General features: G+C 51.5%; 17 protein-coding genes. 7 read left to right on the top strand and 10 right to left on the bottom strand.

Going from position 1 to position 21,981, the window contains the following annotated elements; translation table 11 throughout:
• Positions 1-262 precede the first annotated feature (262 nt).
• From glcF to HAV38_RS11865, 5 genes are all read right to left on the bottom strand, one after another.
• Complete coding sequence (gene glcF, locus HAV38_RS11885) at positions 263-1,513, bottom strand: glycolate oxidase subunit GlcF (RefSeq protein ID WP_168055610.1); 1,251 nt, start codon at positions 1,511-1,513, stop codon at positions 263-265.
• Positions 1,514-1,688: 175 nt separating this feature from the next.
• Positions 1,689-2,753, bottom strand: coding sequence for a glycolate oxidase subunit GlcE (gene glcE, locus HAV38_RS11880; RefSeq protein ID WP_168055609.1), 1,065 nt, complete (start codon positions 2,751-2,753; stop codon positions 1,689-1,691).
• Between the two features lie 86 nt (positions 2,754-2,839).
• Positions 2,840-4,339 (bottom strand): FAD-linked oxidase C-terminal domain-containing protein, encoded by a 1,500-nt coding sequence (locus HAV38_RS11875; protein ID WP_168055608.1) that lies wholly within the window; start codon positions 4,337-4,339, stop codon positions 2,840-2,842.
• A gap of 455 nt (positions 4,340-4,794) precedes the next feature.
• Positions 4,795-5,682: a LysR substrate-binding domain-containing protein gene (locus HAV38_RS11870; RefSeq protein WP_168055981.1), complete on the bottom strand. Its 888-nt coding sequence runs from the start codon at positions 5,680-5,682 to the stop codon at positions 4,795-4,797.
• Between the two features lie 141 nt (positions 5,683-5,823).
• A complete protein-coding gene (locus tag HAV38_RS11865; protein WP_168055607.1) occupies positions 5,824-7,233 on the bottom strand; it encodes an FAD-binding oxidoreductase in 1,410 nt (469 codons plus the stop codon).
• 278 nt (positions 7,234-7,511) lie between these two features.
• Here HAV38_RS11865 and HAV38_RS11860 point away from each other — a divergent pair, with 278 nt between their 5' ends.
• Entirely contained in the window at positions 7,512-8,069 is a 558-nt protein-coding gene (locus tag HAV38_RS11860) for a cob(I)yrinic acid a,c-diamide adenosyltransferase (protein WP_168055606.1), read from the top strand.
• 172 nt (positions 8,070-8,241) lie between these two features.
• Here HAV38_RS11860 and dxs read toward each other — a convergent pair whose 3' ends face one another.
• From dxs to HAV38_RS11845, 3 genes are all read right to left on the bottom strand, one after another.
• Positions 8,242-10,110, bottom strand: coding sequence for a 1-deoxy-D-xylulose-5-phosphate synthase (gene dxs, locus HAV38_RS11855; RefSeq protein WP_168055605.1), 1,869 nt, complete (start codon positions 10,108-10,110; stop codon positions 8,242-8,244).
• A 5-nt stretch (positions 10,111-10,115) separates the two neighbouring features.
• A complete protein-coding gene (locus HAV38_RS11850; RefSeq protein ID WP_245182360.1) occupies positions 10,116-10,985 on the bottom strand; it encodes a polyprenyl synthetase family protein in 870 nt (289 codons plus the stop codon).
• A gap of 83 nt (positions 10,986-11,068) precedes the next feature.
• Positions 11,069-11,329 (bottom strand): exodeoxyribonuclease VII small subunit, encoded by a 261-nt coding sequence (locus tag HAV38_RS11845; RefSeq protein ID WP_168055980.1) that lies wholly within the window; start codon positions 11,327-11,329, stop codon positions 11,069-11,071.
• Between the two features lie 417 nt (positions 11,330-11,746).
• Between HAV38_RS11845 and HAV38_RS11840 the strand changes: the two genes are divergently transcribed.
• Both HAV38_RS11840 and HAV38_RS11835 read left to right on the top strand, forming a co-directional pair.
• Entirely contained in the window at positions 11,747-12,865 is a 1,119-nt protein-coding gene (locus HAV38_RS11840) for an aromatic ring-hydroxylating oxygenase subunit alpha (RefSeq protein WP_168055603.1), read from the top strand.
• Between the two features lie 473 nt (positions 12,866-13,338).
• Positions 13,339-14,205: a sulfurtransferase gene (locus HAV38_RS11835; RefSeq protein ID WP_168055602.1), complete on the top strand. Its 867-nt coding sequence runs from the start codon at positions 13,339-13,341 to the stop codon at positions 14,203-14,205.
• A 170-nt stretch (positions 14,206-14,375) separates the two neighbouring features.
• Here the strand turns inward: HAV38_RS11835 and HAV38_RS11830 are convergent, their stop codons facing one another.
• On the bottom strand, positions 14,376-15,260 hold the full coding sequence (locus tag HAV38_RS11830; RefSeq protein WP_168055601.1) for a dienelactone hydrolase family protein: 885 nt from the start codon (positions 15,258-15,260) through the stop codon (positions 14,376-14,378).
• A gap of 203 nt (positions 15,261-15,463) precedes the next feature.
• Positions 15,464-18,277 carry a DNA polymerase I gene (gene polA, locus HAV38_RS11825; RefSeq protein ID WP_168055600.1) on the bottom strand — a complete coding sequence of 938 codons (2,814 nt, stop codon included), beginning with the start codon at positions 18,275-18,277 and terminating at the stop codon, positions 15,464-15,466.
• Between polA and HAV38_RS11820 the strand changes: the two genes are divergently transcribed.
• From HAV38_RS11820 to HAV38_RS11805, 4 genes are all read left to right on the top strand, one after another.
• Complete coding sequence (locus tag HAV38_RS11820) at positions 18,278-19,030, top strand: LOG family protein (protein ID WP_168055599.1); 753 nt, start codon at positions 18,278-18,280, stop codon at positions 19,028-19,030.
• Positions 19,031-19,502: 472 nt separating this feature from the next.
• Positions 19,503-19,955, top strand: a complete 453-nt coding sequence (locus tag HAV38_RS11815) for a hypothetical protein (protein WP_168055598.1) — start codon at positions 19,503-19,505, stop codon at positions 19,953-19,955.
• A 141-nt stretch (positions 19,956-20,096) separates the two neighbouring features.
• Complete coding sequence (locus tag HAV38_RS11810) at positions 20,097-21,053, top strand: homoserine kinase (RefSeq protein ID WP_168055597.1); 957 nt, start codon at positions 20,097-20,099, stop codon at positions 21,051-21,053.
• A 5-nt stretch (positions 21,054-21,058) separates the two neighbouring features.
• The gene (locus HAV38_RS11805) at positions 21,059-21,847 is read left to right on the top strand and encodes a BPSS1780 family membrane protein (RefSeq protein ID WP_168055596.1); all 789 of its coding nucleotides are present in this window, start codon (positions 21,059-21,061) and stop codon (positions 21,845-21,847) included.
• Positions 21,848-21,981 lie beyond the last annotated feature (134 nt).

The raw sequence follows: 21,981 nt of genomic DNA, 5'->3' as shown, positions 1-21,981 counted from the left end.
AGCGAAGTATCTCCTCATTTGGTCTTGTTTAGACGCGTTTGGAGCGCAAGTTAGGTGTTTGACTTATGCGAGCGTACAAAAGCAGGCGAAAGACTTTGCAATGTATTATTATTCTTGCGATAGGCGTATATTTACGGACGTGCGATTTTGGCAGGGCAGATGGAGAAGAAGATTTGAGGAGGAGAGAAAACAGCGTGAAAGAAAACATCCTGTGATCGCCAAATCCTACCATGGCGACCACAGTACAACAAAGCACGTCAACTTACTTTACGGATGGCTGCTGCAATGCGCTATCCAGCAATTCAATCCAGTGCTTGACCGGCGTCTGCGTACCCGACTGCAAGTGCGTCAGGCATCCGATGTTTGCCGACACGATCATGTCAGGTTGGGTAGCTGCTAAATTGCGCAATTTATTATCCCGCAACTGATGCGACAATTCCGGTTGCAATACAGAATAAGTCCCCGCTGAACCGCAGCATAAATGACTATCCGCGCACAATTGCACGTCAACGCCTGCGCCACGTAACAGGCCCTCGACCTTGCCGCGAATTTGTTGACCGTGCTGCAAAGTACACGGCGGATGAAACGCCACGCGCTGGTTAATTTTGCCTTTTAATTTGGCTAATAACGGCGCTTCCAGTTCTGGCAAAATTTCGCTCAAATCGCGTGTTAACGCGGAGATCTTCTGCGCTTTTTCGGCATAGGCATTATCCGCGGCCAGCAAGTGACCGTATTCTTTTACGGTGCTGCCGCAACCGGATGCAGTCATCACAATTGCCTCGATCTTTTGCCCGTTGCTGCCGTCAACATAAGGCCACCACGCGTCGATATTACGGCGCATATCGTCGAGGCCACCATCGTGGTCATTGAGGTGATAGCGAATCGCCCCGCAGCAACCGGCCTTGGGTGCGATCAACAACTGTACCTCAAGTGCATCCAGCACGCGGGCGGTGGCGCTGTTGATGTTGGGCGCCATCGCCGGCTGTACGCAGCCATCCAGCAATAACATTTTGCGTGCGTGCTGACGCTGCGGCCACGTGCCTGCGACTTGCTTTGCAGGTAGCTTTTCTTTTAGCTTTTGCGGCATCCAGGAGCGTAGCGCCTGACCCGTTTTAAACGCAGGCGTGAACAGCCATTTGCGTGGCAATAACTGCTTCAGTGCATTGCGCGTGATGCGTTGTTCTAACGATCTTGGAACCTGATCATCCACGACCTTACGACCGATATCGAGCAGTCGGCCATACTCTACACCGGACGGACAGGTGGTCTCACAATTGCGACAAGTCAGGCAGCGATCCAGGTGCAGTTGCGTTTTGGCAGTGGCGGGTTGCCCCTCCAATACCTGTTTGATCAAATAAATCCGTCCGCGCGGCCCATCCAGCTCGTCGCCCAAAAGCTGGTACGTGGGACAAGTTGCGGTACAGAATCCGCAATGCACGCAAGCGCGTAAAATCGCCTCGGCCTCCTGGCCTTCGCGGGTATCTTTAATAAATGGTGCTAAATTGGTTTGCATAGAATCCTGTGGTTCAGTAGTTGGCTTGCCGTGAGGGCTTGCCGGTGCCCTAAACGACAATCAGATGCCCTTCTTTTCTGCTGACGATAGTGCTGACCTTGTGCCTTACATGGAAAAAATCGTCTTCCCGATACGCGCGCTATAGAGCACGCGTCGGCACGCTATATCAATGGGGTTACATGTCGGGATACATACGTCCAGGATTAAAAACACCAGCCGGATCAAAAGTAGCTTTTAGATTATGGTGAATTTTGGCAACGGCTGGCGCTAATGGCTGAAACACGCCTACGCTTTTATCACCACCGTGATAAAGGGTTGCATGGCCGCCAACCGCACTGACTGCAGCACGAATTTCACGCGCATCAATGGCACTTGCCGGATCAACGACCAGCCAGCGTTGCGCACCACCCCATTCAATCAACGTCGCCCCTGCGAGCGCTAGCGGCGGCGTCACCGAAGGCACAGATAAACGCCAGATGGGAGAAGTCGTATCAAAAAATGGCTGCGTCTGTTCACGGACGCTATGCCAAAAAACATCGCCGTCGGAGACCGCGTCTCCACCCATCTTGTTCTGCGCCGCTGTTACCGCTGCTTGCGCCCCCGACAACCGCACTGTCAACACGCCATCACACCAGCAACTGGCCGAGATTGGCAAAGGTTGACCGCCCCATTCATTTAACCAGCGTAAGGCTTCCGTTTCAGAGACTTCAAAACGTCGGCTATTAATCGCAATTGGTAGCGGCAACACTTTGATGGATGCCTGAAGTATTAAACCCAGGGTACCGAGCGATCCAGCCAGCAAACGCGAGACGTCGTAGCCGGCAACGTTTTTCATTACCTGACCACCAAAGTGCAACACGTCGCCGCGACCGTCCATCAATACTACGCCGAGCACATAGTCGCGTAACGCACCCACCGCCTGACGCGAAGGGCCTGATAAACCGCTGGCAACGAGTCCGCCCAAGGTCGCGCCCGCGCCAAAACGCGGCGGCTCGAACGCCAGCGACTGATGCCGTTCAGCGAGCGCTGCCTCAATCTCGGCCAAGGGCGTGCCGCAACGTGCGGTAATCACCAACTCGGTAGGTTCGTACTCGATAATGCCAGTGTGCGAACGGGTATCGAGCACCTCGCCCCGCGGCGTCTGGCCGTACCAGTCTTTAGTGCCACCACCACGGATCTGTACCGCACTTTTCAGTTCGCTTGCAGAGAGAATCTGATCCTTGAATATTTGATTGTCCATCGTCTCGTTTCTGGTCTGCCTGCAGACCTGTTCTTCACTATTCTGTGCTTCACATATTTTATATATTGCACCGATTTACGAATGTTCTAAAATCGCGGCAAATCGGGAAATTTTAACTGCCCGCGCTGTACGTGCATTTTTCCGTATTCGGCACAGCGCTGCAAGGTCGGAATCGCTTTATCAGGATTTAATAAAAAGGCGGTATCAAACGCCCGCTTCACGCCAAAAAAGGCTTCGCGTTCTAGCGGTGAAAATTGCACGCACATTGAATTAATTTTTTCGATCCCCACCCCGTGCTCACCAGTGATGGTACCGCCTACTTCTACGCATAGTTCCAGTATCTCGGCACCGAATGCTTCTGCACGATGAAATTCGCCCGGTACGTTTGCATCAAATAAAATCAGCGGATGCAAATTACCATCACCAGCGTGGAACACATTCGCGCAGCGCAGGCCGTGCTTGCCTTCCATCTCTTCAATCCGCAGCAATACCTGAGCAAGATTCTTGCGTGGGATCGTCCCGTCCATACAATAATAATCCGGCGAAATACGACCCGCTGCCGGGAACGCATTCTTGCGACCTGACCAAAAGCGCAAACGCTCAGCTTCTGTTCGCGACACCTCGATACGGGTTGCGCCGCTGGCTTCGAACACTGCGCTCATGCGGCCAATTTCCTCTTCTACTTCTTCGGCTGTGCCATCCGACTCGCATAATAAAATCGCTGCTGCGTCGATGTCATATCCCGCTTTTACAAATGGTTCTACCATGCGCGAGCTGGTTTTATCCATCATCTCCAAACCGGCCGGAATGATGCCAGCGGCAATCACGTTAGCAACGGCGTTGCCGCTTTTTACGACGTCGTCAAATGACGCCATAATGACTCTGGCCAATTGTGGTTTGGGAATCAGTTTGACGGTCACTTCGGTGACGATGCCGAGCATGCCTTCCGAGCCGATAAAAACCGACAGCAAATCCAGTCCCGGTGCGTCCAGCGCAGCGCCGCCAAGTTCGACGATCTCGCCGTCGATGGTGACCATCCGCACGCGCATGACGTTGTGCACAGTGAGGCCATATTTCAGACAGTGGACGCCGCCTGAATTCTCGGCTACGTTCCCGCCTATGGTGCAGGCGATTTGCGACGATGGATCGGGCGCGTAATATAGACCGTGCACAGCGGCAGCATCCGAGATCGCCAGATTGCGAACGCCGGGTTGGACGATGGCGGTGCGCGAGTACGCGTCCATTTTGATAATACGATTAAGTTTTGCGGTCGATACCACAACACCGTCGGCGATCGGCATTGCGCCGCCGGACAAGCCGGTTCCGGCACCGCGTGGCACGATAGGCACTTTCAGGTCGCGGCAAGTTTTGAGCATCGCGGCAACCTGCGCCTCGTTTTCTGGCAGCGCGACGACCATCGGTAATTGCCGGTAAGCGGCAAGTCCATCACATTCGTAAGGCCGGGTGTCTTCTTCGTTAAACAGTACCGCGTGCGCCGGTATAAGGGCGCGCAACGCAGCGGCCACCTGGCGTTGACGTTCGGCGGTAAAGGACGGTGCGAGTAAGGTCTCAGTAGGAGCGTTCATGCGATTCCTGTGCGGTAGATCTAATTCAAGAAATTGGTGCGGTGTATGAGGGCTGAATGCAGAACCCGGATTCCGCCGGATGATGAATTGGAGGTTTTAATAAGGATTATGTAAGCGGCACCTTAAGGTGGCGTTGATTGTTATCGCTATTTAAGTCATGACGGTATAACAGCCACCACTTTTTGCAATCGTTCACAGCACCTTTTTATAATAAGAAGTATAGCGAAATTGTTATTGGGTGACGGGACTTATATTACATGTACACGTGAAATTCTTTCACGTGTTCCGACGCCTACGCCCATCTACGTAATTACCGGTAACACGATTGCCTGCGGTAATATTTTTTACGCTTATGCAAGGTCGCGCGGCAGCGCTTACGCATCGACTTGTTGTTTTCAGGAGGGCGATTGGCGTCCCGGTCGCTAAGCCGGAGCGCGCACTTATTAATAATTTGATTATAGTTGCTTAAAAGTTTTTTTTATCCAGGAAATAAAAATCGTTACCTCTGGACGTTCGTACGGCTTTTGTTCGTAAACCAGGTAGTAGGCATGTGGTGGAGAGGTCAGGCTGACATCAAATAACTGTACCAGCTCACCTTTGGCAATCATTTCTTGTGCAAAGTGTTTGCGCGTCAAACCGACCCCGTATCCATTGCGTATAAGTTCAAGCAGCAGTCCTAAATCATCCGCTCGCAAACCCGACGACGGCTCCGACCAGTCTAAGCCGGCGGCCTCAAACCATGGCTGCCATGGCTCCAGCGCCGAGCGCAGTAGCGTTGCCTTGCGCAGATCGGCTGGCGTCTCAATCCCGCCGATCTGCTCTAGATAAGCAGGCGTGGCAACAGCAAAGGCCGGCTCTTCGAACAGTTTTTCGGTCGTCGTATTGGGATATCTGCCAGCGCCAAAACGTACTTCGATATCGCTTTCCGAAAGGCTTAAATCGTAGAGCGGAACTGAGAGAAATATTTCAATAACGATGTCTGGATGGGCCGCAAGAAAGGCTCCGAGATGAGGAATTAATAAATAGCGTGCGAAGGTCGGCGGTACAGTTATTTTGATCCGCGGTTGCGCCTGCGATCCCCGATGTGGCATCGGAAAATCGGTCAGCGTGCGTAAGGCATTGCGCACCACGTCCAAATACCGTCGACCAAATTCCGACAGGGTGACTGCTCGTCCCTCACGGCTGAACAATCGTTCACCGACAAAATCCTCCAGCAATCTAATCCGGTGTGAAAGTGCCGACGGTGTGATACAGAGTTCATCCGCAGCCAGAGCAAATGAATTATGGCGCGCTGCGGCCTCAAATGCGGACAGCGCGTGAACCGGGGGCAATCGCGTTGCGATGGAAGATTTATTTAGCATATTGCGGCGTATAGATATGGCATTAACATGGTGGGTTCATCAATCGCTGAACAACTTTTATGCAAATTTTGATCGCACTTTCCGACCGAAAATTGCTTCATCGGTGATCTTGATCAACCGATTCTACCAACGAATGATTTTGCCCGGATTGAGGATGTTCTTGGGATCAAATGCATGCTTTAACGCGCGCATGGATGCAATCGCTCCGTCGCCATGTTCGGCAATTAAAAAATCCATTTTATGCAAACCTACGCCATGCTCGCCGGTACATGTGCCATCCATTGAAATCGCCAGCGCGACCATACGACTATTAATGCCTTCAGCGCAGGTGATTTCCTCTGGGTTGTCGGCATCGACCAGCATCTGCACGTGGAAATTTCCATCTCCTACGTGACCAAGTATCGAATAAATCATAGCGTGCGCCTCACAATCTGCCTTGGTTGACAGCATGCATTCTGCCAGCCGAGAAATTGGCACACAGCAATCAGTGGAAATAACGCGCGCGCCGGGCCGCAACTGCAATAGCGAGAAAAAAGCGTTATGCCGGGCAGCCCACAGGCGCGAGCGATCTTCGGGCTGTGTCGCCCACTCGAAACCAATCGCATGATGGTCGGCGACGACGGCCTGCACGACTTCGGCCTGCTCCTTGACACCGTTTTCACTGCCGTGAAATTCAAACAATAAAAGCGGCTTCTCTGGCAACCCTAATTTAGCGTTGGCATTAATGGCTTTGACGCTGTTTTCGTCGAGAAACTCCACACGTGCGATCGGTACGCCTAACTGGATAATCTGAATCACCGCATTTACCGCGTCGGCAATCGTTTCAAATGAGCACACCGCCGCAGACACCGCTTCAGGCTGTGGATACAGGCGGACGGTGACTTCGGTAATAATGCCCAAAGTACCTTCGCTGCCCACAAAGATGCGCGTGAGGTCGTAACCAGCGGACGATTTTTTGGCACGTGTGCCGGTCTTGATGATAGTGCCATCCGCGGTGACGACGGTCAGTGCCAGAGTGTTTTCACGCATGGTGCCGTAACGCACTGCATTGGTACCGGACGCACGCGTCGCCGCCATGCCGCCCAGCGATGCATCTGCGCCCGGATCGATAGGAAAAAATAGCCCGCTGTCCCTGATTTCATGATTAATTTGCTTACGCGTCACACCAGCTTGTACGGTCGCCGTCATATCTTCAGCATGGACTGCCAGCATCCGGTTCATGCGCGATAAATCAATCGATATCCCGCCTTGCAATGCCAATATGTGGCCCTCTAGCGAGGTCCCGCAACCGTACGGAATTAACGGTATCTGATATTCACTACATAATTTAACTGTTGCCGCTACGTCCTCGGTCGACTCAGCAAACACCACAGCATCCGGCAACATCGGATCATACGACGACTCGTCGCTGCCGTGATGTTCACGCATAGCCTGGGTCGTTGAAAATCGATCACCAAATAAAGCGGCGAGTGCGACCAGCAGCGCTTCGGGTAACGGTTTTTTTAATGCTGCCAGGCTAACGATGTGGTTCATGTTAATTCTCCATTTTGTGAGGATTTTACTCTTTGAGAGCAATTGTCGGGAATTTGTCCTCTTAATCTGCTAATTAGCGTTCAAGAATTTATTGTGAATAGATGGCTAACCTGTCCGGATGCGCTGCAAGGCACCGTTGCGACGCAGTGCGAGCACTGCCAGCAGCGGACAACGCCGCAGAGCGCCGGACACGGCAGCCTTATATCACAAGAAATTCTTGAGCGCTCCTTAGTGGTGTAGAGTGTTTGTTTCCTTCTTTAGTCAGGTAGTCAGTCATCATGGGTAATCGACTTTCAAAAATAGCCACGCGTACAGGCGATAATGGCACTACGGGCCTCGGCGATGGCAGCCGCGTCGATAAGGACAACTTGCGCATTCATGCCATCGGCGATGTTGATGAACTGAACTCTCATGTGGGCGTTTTGCTGTGCGAAACTTTGCCTGCGCCTTTGCGCGAAGATTTGCTCACGATTCAGCATGACTTGTTCGATTTGGGTGGCGAATTGTGCATTCCCGGCTATGTCATGATCAAAGAATCTCACATAGCGCGACTGGATGCATTGCTTGAAAAATACAATGCAGACTTGCCACCGTTGCGAGAGTTTATTTTGCCGGGCGGCGCGCGGACTGCGGCGTTGGCGCATGTCTGCCGCACGGTTTGCCGCAGGGCCGAGCGAAGTATTATTACGTTGGGCAAGACCGAAACAGTGAATGTTCCTGTGCGGCATTACGTGAATCGACTATCGGATTTGCTGTTTGTTTTGTCGCGGGTCTTGAATCGGGTGGATGGGGGGAGTGATGTTTTGTGGAAAAGTGGACAGGTGGCGGACAACTAGGCTTTTTTATTCGGTTGCATGCGTGAGGTGCATATCTCTTGCCACTAAAACCGTGAGATGACGGGAATAATTCCGCAGGCGCTGGTCGGGCTACCACCCCAGACCAGCATCAACGAAAAGCAAACAACCTTAATTAACAAGCGCCAGCGTAAAAAGATCCACTGAGCGCCATTTAACTTTGCGCAACCATCAAATGCAAAACCTCTTTTCCGAACCGCTGCCGAATACTTGCAGCAATCCCGTCCGCATTTAATCCACACATAGCCAGCAGCTGGGTAGCATCACCATGGTCGATGAAGCGATCCGGCAAACCCAAATTTAACAACGGCTTGACGCATCCGGCTGCGGCCAGCGCCTCTGCTACCGCGCTACCCGCGCCACCCATGATCGCGCCTTCTTCCACGGTCACAATGGCATCGTGCGAGTTCGCCAGCTCCAGCAACAGCGCAACGTCTAACGGCTTGATAAAGCGCATATTGGCGACGGTCGCGTTTAACACTTCTCCAGCGCCCAGACTGGGTGCCACCATCGTGCCAAAGGCCAAAATCGCAATACCTTTACCGTGACGACGAATTTCCCCTTTGCCAAACGGTAAGCCTACCAGTGCTTTGTCCATCACCGCACCCACCCCGCTACCACGGGGATAACGTACCGCAGCCGGGCCTTTATAGTGGTAGGCCGTCGATAACATCTGACGGCATTCGTTCTCGTCCGAGGCGGCCATCACCACCATGTTGGGAATGCAACGCAAATAAGCGATGTCGTAATTACCGGCGTGGGTCGCGCCATCTGCACCGACCAATCCGGCACGATCAAGCGCAAAGGTGACGTCCAGATTTTGCAATGCAACATCATGGATTAACTGATCATAGCCACGCTGCAAGAAGGTCGAGTAAATCGCCACGACCGGTTTCATGCCCTCGCAAGCCAGCCCGGCAGCAAACGTTACGGCATGTTGCTCGGCAATTCCCACATCGTAGTAGCGCGCAGGAAACCGTTGCTCGAACTCGACTAATCCAGATCCGCCTGCCATCGCTGGTGTGATGCCAATGAGTTTGTCGTCCTGCGCCGCCATGTCGCAGAGCCAGTCGCTAAATACCTGGGTGTACGTCATCTTGCTTGAGGTCGCTGGTTTGATACCTTCGGCTGGATTGAATTTTCCTGGGCCGTGATACAGCACGGGATCTGCTTCTGCTAATTTATAACCCTGTCCTTTTTTGGTGACCACGTGCAAAAATTGCGGGCCTTTCAGGTGCTTCAGGTTTTGCAGCGTAGGAATCAATGACTCCAGATCATGCCCATCAATCGGACCGATGTAATTGAAACCTAATTCCTCAAACATAGTCGCGGGCACGATCATGCCTTTGGCGTGCTCTTCAAAGCGCTTTGCTAATTGTAGAACAGGGCCGGGCAACATTGATTTGCCGACATTCTTGGCCTTAGCATAAAACTGACCGGACATCAATCGCGCCAGATAACGATTAAGCGCGCCAACCGGTGGCGAGATCGACATATCGTTGTCATTTAAAATAACCAGCAGGTTGATATCGTCATACACACCCGCATTGTTCATGGCTTCGAACACCATCCCGGCGGTCATCGCACCATCGCCGATCACGGCGACCGCATGACGATTTTCACCTTTTGTTTTGGCGGCCAAGGCCATCCCTAGCGCAGCTGAGATTGATGTCGATGAGTGCGCCGTGCCAAAGGTATCGTATTGACTTTCATCGCGCCGTGGAAACCCGGAAATTCCCTCAAACTGTCGCAAGGTTTTCATCTGGTCGCGCCGACCGGTTAATATTTTATGTGGGTAAGTTTGATGACCAACATCCCAGACGACGCGATCTTCAGGAGTATTAAAAACGTAATGCAGCGCGATGGTCAGCTCAACTGTGCCCAGGTTCGACGATAAATGGCCGCCGGTCTGGGACACGGAATCGATAACAAATTCGCGTAGTTCATCCGCCAGAGGTCTGAGCTGCGCGCGCGTGAGCAGGCGTAAATCAGCCGGGCTGTTAATAATTTTAAGTAAATTCATGAGACCTAAGCTTTCCGCTGCACAATCAAATCTGCTAATTCACGCAAGCGACGCGCCTTATCGCCAAACGGCGCGACCGCTGCATGAGCATCGTTGCGCAATTTGTCGGCCAACTTCTCCGATTCGGTTAATCCCAGAATCGATACGTAAGTTGGTTTGTTATTCGCCGCGTCTTTGCCTGCTGTTTTTCCTAACGTTGCCGAGTCCGCAGTTGCATCAAGGATGTCATCCACAACCTGAAACGCCAGTCCTATCGCGGTACAATAGGCCTCCAGCGCCTGCGTTTCCGGGCGCGATAAAGTCTTGCCGCTAGTCGCGCCTAGCAAGACAGAGGCCCGCAACAAAGCGCCAGTTTTCAAGCGATGCATCAATTCCAGTGCATCAAGGGATAAATGCACGCCCACGCTGTCCAGATCGATTGCCTGACCACCGCACATTCCTGCTGAACCGGCTGCGTCCGCCAACAAGCGCAGCATCGCGATCTGACGTGTCGGGTCCACGCTTTCTACAATTGCAGCCAACACAGTAAATGCCTGCGATTGCAGCGCATCGCCAACTAGCAAAGCGGTGGCGTCATCAAACTGCACATGCACAGTGGGCTTACCGCGGCGCATTGCATCGTCATCCATGCAGGGCATATCGTCATGCACCAGCGAATACGCATGAATTAGTTCTACTGCCACTGCTGCTCGCTGGACCATGGCATCGGGCGCGTCGAATAATTCCCCGGCAGCAAACGCTAACAAAGGCCGTATCCGTTTGCCGCCACCCAACGCTGCGTAACGCATGGCCTGATGCAAGCGCACTGGCGACGCGGTCGCCGCTGGCAAGAATGCGATTAGTGCGGCTTCTGTGATCGCCTGCACGTGCCGCATCCAGTCAGAAAAATCATTGTGCAACGCTGCGCCTTCCTGCCCGTCAGTTAATTCGATTGCGTTGTGCGTTTGGTCATCTGCCGTCATTCGTCGTTTCCGTCAGTTTGGTCTTGTACCACTGCAAAAGGCTTTAGCATATCACCCTCAAGGACCTTGACCTGGCTGTCGACTTTGTCGAGTTGTACTGCGCAGAACTTCACCAGTTCTGAGCCACGCCTATAAGCCGCCACCGACGCTTCCAACGGTAATTCGCCGGCTTCCATTTGAGCGACGAGCTGCTCTAATTCAGCCATCGCCTGTTCAAAGGAGGCAGGATGATTGGCAGAAAGTGCGTTCTTTGCCATAATAATTAAAACCTGTTCAAAAGTGTGTTTGCCCGATGATCCCGCGTTTTTTACCGCAATGATCAAATACTTATTCGGTGCGCATTACGTTTTTATCGCGCGCAGGATATTCTAATGAATATAACCAGCTAAAAATCTCATGTAACGCATGGTAACGCCTGATGCGGGGGTAAGCAGAGAATAAAGCCAAAATTATAGGCAATTACTTAATTGTGTCGGACACTATTTTAGAGCAAACGTGTGTAACCCGTTGAATTTCTGACGATTTATCTCTAATCCTTTGGGAAAACAAAAAACGGCATGAGTAACTATGACATAATAGTGGGTTATGTCAAAAATTTCTGTGTTCACAGGTTTTGAACCGGTATTTCAGGAATCTTTTTCTTTTGGTTGGTGCAGATTAATTTGGAGGGCGGAATGTCCGATCTGGCTATTGTTGCCAAGCTGGCGCGGTCTGAGGCGCAACTTCCAGTCAACGTCTATTTTGACGAAACACTGTTAAAACGTGAAATTCAGCAGCTATTTCAAAATGGCCCTCGCTATGTCGGCCATGAATTATCGGTGCCAAATGTTGGTGATTTTGCCACGTTAGCGTCAGAAAACGAAGGCCGCATGTTAGTGCGTAATCCTCAGGGGATCACGTTGCTTTCCAACGTCTGTCGACACCGTCAGGCCAAAATGCTGGACGGTCGCGGCAATGCGCGCAATATCGTCTGTCCGCTCCATCGCTGGACTTATGATCTACAGGGTGAGTTGATCGGTGCGCCGCATTTTAGCGAAACACCGTGCATGAACCTGGCACAAACACCATTGCAAAGCTGGAACGGACTGCTGTTTGAAAAAAATGGCTACAACGTCAGCGAGAAGCTCAATCAGCTTGGCGTGTCTGAAGACCTTGATTTTAGTGGGTATTTATTTGATCACGTGGAAGTCCACGAGTGTAATTACAACTGGAAAACCTTTATCGAGGTTTATCTGGAGGATTATCACGTTGAACCGTTCCACCCGGGATTAGGCAGCTTTGTCAGCTGCGACGATCTTAACTGGGAGTTCAGCAAGGATTACAGCGTCCAGACGGTTGGCGTTAATTATGGCCTGGCCAAGTCAGGATCGGCCGCTTATAAAAAATGGCAAGAGCAGGTGCTCAAATTTGGCAACGGCGAGCCACCGAAATTCGGTGCAATCTGGCTGACAATTTATCCCAACATTATGGTGGAGTGGTACCCCCACGTATTGGTTGTATCGACGTTATGGCCTAGCGGTCCGCAAAAGACCACAAATGTTGTAGAGTTTTACTACCCGGAAGAAGTTGCCTTATTTGAGCGCGAGATGGTAGAAGCCGAACGCGCCGCCTACATGGAAACCTGTGTAGAAGATGATGAAATTGCGCTGCGCATGGACGCCGGCAGGGCAATTCTGATGGCGCGCGGGACGAGTGAAGTCGGTCCGTATCAATCGCCGATGGAGGATGGCATGCAGCATTTTCATGAGTGGTATCGTAATCAAATCACACTACCGGAAACTGCATTTCCGTAGCCCTAACTCACTGGCTCACTGGCTCACTGGTCACTGACGGCCTGACAGCACATCGACATCCACTTGACGCCCGATAAAATGAAGCGTTCAGTGGACGTCTCATTTTTCTGTTGCAAAACGTGCTTATATGCCCGCTTTCTGATTCAAACTCGATCTCTCCCGCCGTCCCGTCGCACCATGCCCGCGACCGGTCACATCGGTAGCCACAACGTGGCGATCCGCCCTTACCTTCGCTATACGTTTCCACATCCTTTTAAGGTTAAAACTCCCTTTCGTCGGGTCGAGCGTTACATCTCCAGAAATATAGCAATGGCAATATTCCACTCCAAATTACGTCTCGGCGGTCAGACTGACGGTCAAGCGCATCACGTCTAGGCGTTGGTTGACCTTAGATGGCAACACGGAATACAGGATTAAAACCCAAGAAGGTACAATACAATTGCCGCACTACACCAGAACCATAGGAGATAGCTATGCCCAATAAACATCCTTACACCACGCTGATTTCAGCGGCCAATCTTTTACCTAATGCACAGTTGGAGAATTGGGTCATCATTGATTGCCGCCACGATCTGAGCGCACCCGAGGCCGGCCGCGCAGCGTACGACGCCGGACATATTCCGGGCGCGCGCTTTGCGCATCTCGATCACGATTTATCAGGGACGAAGCAAGCTGCCGCTGGCGGGTTCAAGGGACGCCATCCGCTGCCAGAGCAGGACGCGCTTATTGCAACTTTGCGCCACTTAGGCATTAATGACGACACCCAAGTCGTTGCTTATGATGCGCACGGCGGCATGTACGCCGCCCGACTGTGGTGGTTGCTGCGTTCTATCGGGCATGCATCGATTGCCGTACTGGATGGCGGATTAGCGGCCTGGGAGGCGCTTGGTCAAACACTTTCCACTGAAGCGCCGACAAGCGCAGAAGGCAATATCTGCGCCAAACCGACCTTGGTGGCGAGCGTTGATGCCGATGACGTTTTGAAAAATCTCACCAATCCTCAACGCACACTGGTAGATGCCCGCGCACCTGACCGGTTTCGTGGTGAAAATGAGACTATCGATCCGGTCGGCGGACACATTCCAGGCGCAAAAAATCGGTTTTTCAAAGACAATCTGCAAGCCGATGGACGTTTCAAACCCGGCCACCAACTGCATGAAGAATTCAGTAACATCATCAGCGCATCGCAAACGGCTGTGATGCAATGCGGTTCCGGCGTGACCGCCTGCCACAATCTGTTGGCATTAGAAATTGCCGGTCTGCATGGCGCAGCGCTGTATCCGGGGTCATGGAGCGAATGGTGCGCGGATGCGGGTCGGCCGGTGGCGACGGGAGCATAATTTTTAGCAATTCAGACCAGCAAAAGTGCGCGGCGCTGTAGCGATTGCTGTGTGGATTGCTGGAAAAAGTCTTCCAATACGTGATTCCTATAAGTCGCTCAACGGAAGCGGCTTATAGGAACTTTACTGCACCATTTGGTTACATCCATGCGTTACATGGATCGGCCTGATCAACTCACGCCATGACTTTTGAGCCACTCCAAGGTGCGCTTCCAACCGTCCTTCGCGTCTGCCTCAACGTAACTAGGGCGATAGTCGGCATTAAATGCGTGACCGGAATTTTGATACACCACAAAGGTGGATTTGCTATGGCCTTTGGCGAGTGCCGCCTTCATTTGCTCAATGGTGTCTTGTGGGATGCCTTCGTCCTTCCCGCCATATAGACCTAACACAGGGACTTTTAATGTCGCTGCAATATCCATCGGCTGTTTTGGAGTGAGCGCGTTCTTGTCGCCCACCAGCCGACCGTACCACGCCGCACCAGCTTTGACTTTTGGATTGTGCGCGCTGTAAAGCCAGACAAACCGACCTCCCCAACAAAATCCGACTATCCCAATTTTATCGACGTTGCCACCATTTTCTTTGGCCCATGCCACGCATGCATCCAGATCACCGATCACCTGATCGTCCGGAACCTTGGAAACTACTTCTTTTTGTAATTCCGCAATCGACGCGAAGGCCAATGGATTTCCTTGCCGAATAAATAAATCCGGGGCGATGGCGAGATAGCCGAGCTTGGCAAAACGCCGTGCTATGTCGGCGATATGTTCATGCACGCCAAAAATTTCGGAGATCACCAGCACCACCGGCAGATTTGTTTTACCTTCTGGTTGCGCGCGATAGGCCGGCACGGTCAAGCCATTGATTTGCATTTCGACAGCTCCGGCGGTAAGACCGGCGGTATCTGTCTTAATGACTGTCTGTGCGCAGACCGGTAACGCTGCGGCAGCAAACCCCGTACCCAGCGCAGCCTTGATAAAGGTTCGACGGCTAACATCCTCAGAAAAATTTGATTTTCCTACCAGGCTATCGAAATCGCTTTTTAAGTTCGGCACTTCATTTCTCCTGAAAAGATATACAGTTAATTGACACTCACGAACATTTAACTAAATCCATCTAAGTTATGCGGGTACGGGATGCTTGGGATTCGCTTTCAAATCACGCATCCAGCCAGCGTAATAGCTTCAACGCGTGCAGGCACTCTTGCCCCACTTGCGCAGGTCGAGTCCGTGCGTTTGAGGCACTTAGTTTGCAGCACTTAATGCGCCTCATCCCAATTTTTACCGACACCAACTTCGGCGATCAGCGGCACGCGTAGCGTGGCCACACTCGCCATTAACTCAGGTAACTTTACTCTGACTAACGCTAGTTCCTCTTGCGGCACTTCCAGCACCAATTCATCGTGTACTTGCATGACCATTTTTGACTTTAACTGTTCGGTTTCTAGCCATCCCTGTACGGCGATCATCGATAATTTAATCAAATCTGCAGCGGTACCTTGCATAGGCGCATTGATCGCCGCACGCTCCGCGCCCTGACGACGCGGACCATTTGGCGAATTAATTTCAGGCAACCACAGGCGGCGACCAAAGACCGTTTCAACATATCCCTGCGCCTTAGCTTGCAGGCGCGTGTTATCCATAAACATTTTGACGCCGGAAAAACGCATGAAATATTTTTCGATATACATCTGTGCAGCCGCGCGCTCGATGCCAAGATTGCCAGCCAGACCAAATGCGCTCATACCGTAGATCAGACCAAAATTAATGACTTTGGCATAGCGCCGCTGCTCATTGCTGACATCTTGCGCAAGGACCCCAAAAATTTCAGCGCCGGTGGCACGGTGAATATCGATACCATCGGCAAACGCGCGCAACATGTTCTCATCACCGGAAATATGGGCCATGATGCGTAACTCAATTTGCGAGTAATCGGCTGACACAATCAGGCTGTTTTCCGGCGCGATAAACGCTTCCCGAATGCGTCTGCCCTCTGCGGTGCGGATCGGAATATTTTGCAGATTTGGATCGTTGGAAGAAAGCCGTCCCGTGACCGCCACCGCCTGCGCATAGTTAGTATGCACACGGCCGGTATTGCCATTAATCATCTTCGGCAACTTGTCGGTGTAAGTCGACTTCAGTTTGGAGAGACTACGATAATCCAGCAAAATCTTCGGCAACGGATAATCTTCTGCCAGTTTTTGCAAAACTTCTTCATCGGTGGAGGGCGCGCCCGAAGGTGTCTTTTTAATGATCGGCAGCTGCAGTTTTTCGAAGAAAATCTCGCCCAGTTGCTTAGGTGAATTAAGATTAAATGGCTGGCCTGCCAGGGTGTAGGCCTGCTGCTCGATTTCAAGCAGATGCTTACCAATTTCGTTCGATTGCGTTTTCAGCAAACCAGCATCAATCAATACACCATTGCGTTCTATTTTTTGCAAAACAACAGCGGTCGGGACTTCGATTTTTTCATAAATAAAGCGCAGTTTTTTATCACTCTCGATATGTGGCCACATGGTGTGATGCAAACGCAGCGTAATATCGGCGTCTTCTGCCGCATATTCTGTGGCCCGCGCTATCTCAACTTCATCGAAACAAATTTGCGATGCGCCCTTGCCGCAAACTTCCTGAAAGGTGATCGTCTGATGCCCTAGATGGCGCAACGCCATGCTGTCCATGTCATGCGGTCGGTGTGACTCAAAAACATAGGACTGCAACATCGTGTCGTGCAATATGCCGCGCAAAGTCACGCCCTGATTAGCAAAAATATGACTGTCATACTTTAGGTTCTGTCCGATTTTTAACTTGTCGGGATCTTCAAGCCAAGATCGCATTTTGCCCAGTACGAACGCCCGCGATAACTGCTGCACATCATCCTGCACGCGATGGGCCACCGGAATATACACCGCCACACCAGGTTCACAGCTCAGGGAAATACCGACCAACTGCGCGCTCATCGGATCAAGCGACGTGGTCTCGGTATCGACGGAAGTGATGTGCGCATTGGCAATAACCTCCAGCCAGCGATCAAGCTGTTCTTCGGTCGTGACTGCTTCGTAATTGGTCACTGCTTGTGGAAATAAGGTGCTCTGCACGAAATCTTCCACTGCCGTTACGACTGAGCCGATAACGCCAACTTTGTTGGTGTGGGAAGTAGTTGATGTATCGAAGAGATCCGATGTGCCGCTGTTTTTAGCGGGTGCGGATGCCGCCATGCTACCGCCCAGTTCGCGCAGCCAGGTTTTAAAATTGTAGCGTGTGTAAAGGTCAATCAATGTTGCGTTATCTTGCGGCAACACGATCAGCGACTCAGGAAAAGTGCCCATGTGTGCGCTTAGGTCGCAATCGGTTTTAACCGTTACCAGCGCTTTGGCTTGCGGTAGCCAGTCGACCGCCTTGCGCAAGTTTTCACCGACCGCTCCACCGATATTGGCGGCGTTGGCAATGACCTGATCGACGGTGTCATATTGCGCCAGCCATTTTACCGCTGTCTTCGGACCCACCTTGGAAACCCCGGGAATATTATCAACGGTGTCGCCGATGAGGGTAAGATAATCCACGATACGTTCCGGCGGAACGCCAAATTTGGCCACCACGCCGGGCGGATCCAGCTTTTCATTATTCATGGTGTTGATCAGCGTTACGTGCTGATTCACCAACTGGGCGAGATCCTTGTCGCCGGTGGATACCACCGCGGTCATGCCGTGGGCGACGGCCTGAACGGTCAAAGTACCGATGACATCATCGGCCTCCACCCCTTCCACCATTAAAATAGGCCAGCCCATAGCGCGCACAGCGGCGTGAATTGGCGTAATCTGTTTAACTAAGTCCTCAGGCATGGAAGCGCGTGTCGCTTTGTACTCAGCATACATATCGTCACGAAACGTTTTCCCTTTTGCATCGAACACGCAGGCAATGTAAGCTGCGGGGTAATCAAGTCGTAAACGGCGAAGCATATTTAAAATGCCGTATAACGCGCCAGTTGGCTCGTTGTCGGCATTGCGCATGTCGGGTAAGGCATGAAAAGCCCGATAAAGGTAACTGGAACCATCAACTAACAGCAGGGTTTTTTGCATATGGAATCAAATTCGAACGGAAAGAATGTGCCGCGTTTGCGGCAAGTGACGGACATCGAACGCGCTACTTCCAAGAAGGCACGCGAATCGTGGCATATGTTCACAATTATGGCAGAGTTTATCGAGTCAACCGAACGTCTGTCAGAGTTGCACCCCGCCGTCTCCATCTTTGGCTCGGCAAGGATTAAAGAGGATAACCCGTATTACGCGCAATGTTCAGATATCGCGCGGCGTTTTTCAGATGCAGGATTTGCGGTGATTTCAGGCGGTGGTCCAGGCCTGATGGAAGCCGCCAACCGCGGCGCGTTTGAAGGCAAATCGCCTTCCATCGGACTCAATATTGAATTGCCGCACGAGCAAAGCAATAACAAGTGGCAAGATATTTCTCTAAGTTTTAGGCACTTTTTTGCGCGTAAAGTCGCCTTTGTGCGACATGCGGATGCGTATATCGTCTTGCCGGGCGGATTTGGCACGATGGATGAGTTGACTGAGGTGTTGACCTTAATTCAGACCGGCAAATGTCGGCATATTCCGATTATTCTGGTTGGGACAGAGTTTTGGAGCGGTTTGTTGGACTGGTTCCGCACAACGTTGGTGACGACCGGCATGATCGGCGCAAAGGATATGGATCTCATTCAGGTGATCGACGATCCTGCAAGTATTGTTGATGCAGTGTTTGATTTTTATGACAAGGGTGAAACATCTCTGGCAGATTCGGCGGAGCGTCATACCGACACAGGCGCAGTGCTGTAAGAGTCTGTCGGAAAACTTGTGCAGTAACATCAACAACCTTTTTTAAAGATCAATTGAAGCTTCGGGACCGGTCTTATAGGCCGGTCTGGCTCAATGCGGCCTATTGCTCGCTATTTTTTGTTTCTGCTTGTTATTTACTTGCTATTTACTTGCTAATGGCTCCCTATTTGATTGCTTTTCTCGCGCAAAATTTTCTCCTTAGCATTAATGACATTTTTATGATCAGAACCCTCGGGCATGCTGGCGCGAGAGTTAACAAAAAAAGACAATTTTCCGCCTACCTTTTAAATTTCCATCAGGAAATGCCGTTTATTTTTCGATTGTTGGAAAAAGAACGATTTATCACCGCTATTTAAGCCAGAAAGACAGGTCGGACCCTATCGCTACAGCCGGTTTGTTACAATGAGCTAAATGCATTTAACTAGATTTTCCCGCTAGTTTGCTATCACCGAACAAATAGGTATCCAAAACCATGAATAACCTCAAAGTCTGGCCTATGGCAACCATCGCAGCGCTCTTCATCGCAGCGTTTGGAGCGTCCGTGACGCCAACAGTATTGGCGCAGCAATCGGCCGACCCAGCGCGTCCGACCGGCCTGGCACCTCCTCCACCAGAGATGCAACACTTGGAGGAAGGCGAAAAACCGGCCATTTCTATTGAAAAAGAACAGAAAGCGCCGGAGGGCAGTATCACCCAACAACGCCAGCAGGGTGTTGTAACTGATATCAAGGTAAATAGTGGCGGCAGTTCTTACCACATCATCCCGCGTAAGAGTGTTGACGCCGATAACACGTCCGCTAACGGTGCTCAATGGGTGATCAAAGAATTTGACTGGGGCCAAAAGAAAGAAAAACCTGCAAAACCCGGTGACGAGCAGGGCGGTGGCAAAACAGCGCCAGCGCCGCCAGCTGCACCAGGTAGTTAAGCCAGTTCAGACCGCAATATGTAGCTTTTTGTAGCCCAGGCAAAGATGCGGGCAAAGACTGATATGGTGTCTTTGCTCAGCATTCTCACAAATGGCATGTCCTTTCGACTTTTTCCGAAATCTCCTTTTTTAAATTTTCTCATGGCAGTATTTACCCCGGTCAGTCTGGATGACCTGACCCAATGGCTATCCCAATTTCCTTTAGGCAAAGCACTAGCAATTAAAGGCATATCGTCTGGCATTGAAAACAGCAATTTCTTCATAGATACTGAAGCTGGCGAATACGTACTAACTGTTTTTGAGAAGCTTAGCTTCGAACAATTGCCGTTTTATCTGGAGCTCATGCGTCATCTGGCGCAGCGTGGCGTGGCGGTACCAGCGCCGATTGCGAACGCGGACGGATCGATTATCAATGCGTTACACGGTAAGCCCGCTGCCATCGTCAGCAAACTAGCCGGCGAATCGCAAATGTCACCGGGCCCGGTGCATTGCTACGCGGTAGGCGAGATGCTGGCAAAGATGCATCTGGCCGCACGGGATTTTGCTATTAAGCAGCCTAACTTACGCGGCCTGTCCTGGTGGCGCGAGACGGCGCCAGTAGTATTGCCGTTTTTGCCGGAAGAAATCCAACAGTTGCTTCGCGCCGAATTGCAGTTTCAGGAAGACTTTGCGGAGACGGAAACTTTTAACAATTTGCCGAACGGTCCTGTGCACGCCGACCTGTTCCGCAATAATGTCATGTTCGACGGCGATCGGCTGACGGGATTTTTCGATTTTTATTTTGCGGGATGCGATACCTGGCTATTTGATCTCGCCGTCACCGTCAACGATTGGTGTATTGATGTTCATACCGGCGGGCTAGATGAAACACGCGTGGCGGCAATGCTGGACGGCTACCGTTCGGTGCAGCCATTTAGCATTGACGAACAACTTGCATGGCAACCGATGTTACGTGCTGCTGCTTTGCGGTTCTGGCTATCGCGTCTTTATGACTTTTATTTACCGCGCCCAGCAGAAATGCTGACGCCGCTTGATCCGACTGATTTTGAACGGATATTGCGACAGCGCATTGCTCACCCGGCTCCGGCCCTGGTCTGAAAATAATGGAAAAATTACCTGCAAAAACTGGCTGGGTTTGGGTGAAAAGCGGCTTTGCGCTGTTCCGTAAACAACCTGCTGAACTCTCCACGCTGTTTCTCGCGTACATGTTTCTGATGCTGGCTCTGGGTATCATTCCAGTGTTAGGCCAGGTGCTGCCGCTGATATTGGTACCGGTATTTTCGATGGCATTCATGCAGGCGTGCGTACAGATTGAGGAAGGCAAACGCGTCTTCCCTAACTTATTGTTGACCGGATTTCGATCACCGGCAGTTAAGAATCTGTTGCTTCTTGGATGTCTGTATTTACTGGCAGCAATCATCGCGATCGGTGCGTCGTCCCTGATTGATGGGGGTGTTTTCTGGCAGGCGATGACGGGCCAGATTCCACTTGACGCCAAGACCGCGCAAGAATCCAATATGTCGCTGGCAATGATGTTTTCCGCCGCGATATACGTGCCATTTGCGATGGGATTCTGGTACGCCGCACCACTTATTGTGTGGCAAAAAATGAGCGTCCTGAAGGCAATTTTCTTTAGTTTTTTTGCGGTTCAGCGCGAGACCAAGGCATTTCTGGTGTACGGGCTTACCTGGGCACTTTTTGGCGTGGTATTGCCAGCGATTGTGAGCGTCATCGTGGCGTTGCTGGCAGGCAATGCATCCATTACGATTATGGTGCTATTGCCCTTATCGATACTGCTGACAGTTGTGATGTACTGCTCGTTTTACCCTACTTACACGCAGATATTTGGCAAGCCAAATATAACCAACATCACTGACAAAGCAGTTAAATAACCATATTCAAACAAGTATTCAAACGCGTCGCTTTCCTAATGCGGTGGGGCAGCGACGATGAAGGGCTTACCCAAAATCGTCCCAGTAAAGGGCTTCCTACCTTGCCGACGAAGACAGTATGTTAGAGCGGCCAC

The organism is Glaciimonas immobilis (assembly GCF_011947285.1).
GTDB classification, from domain to species: Bacteria; Pseudomonadota; Gammaproteobacteria; order Burkholderiales; family Burkholderiaceae_D; genus Glaciimonas; species Glaciimonas immobilis.
The sequence above is the reverse complement of the archived record's forward strand: the minus strand, read 5'-3'. Positions and strand labels throughout refer to the sequence as shown.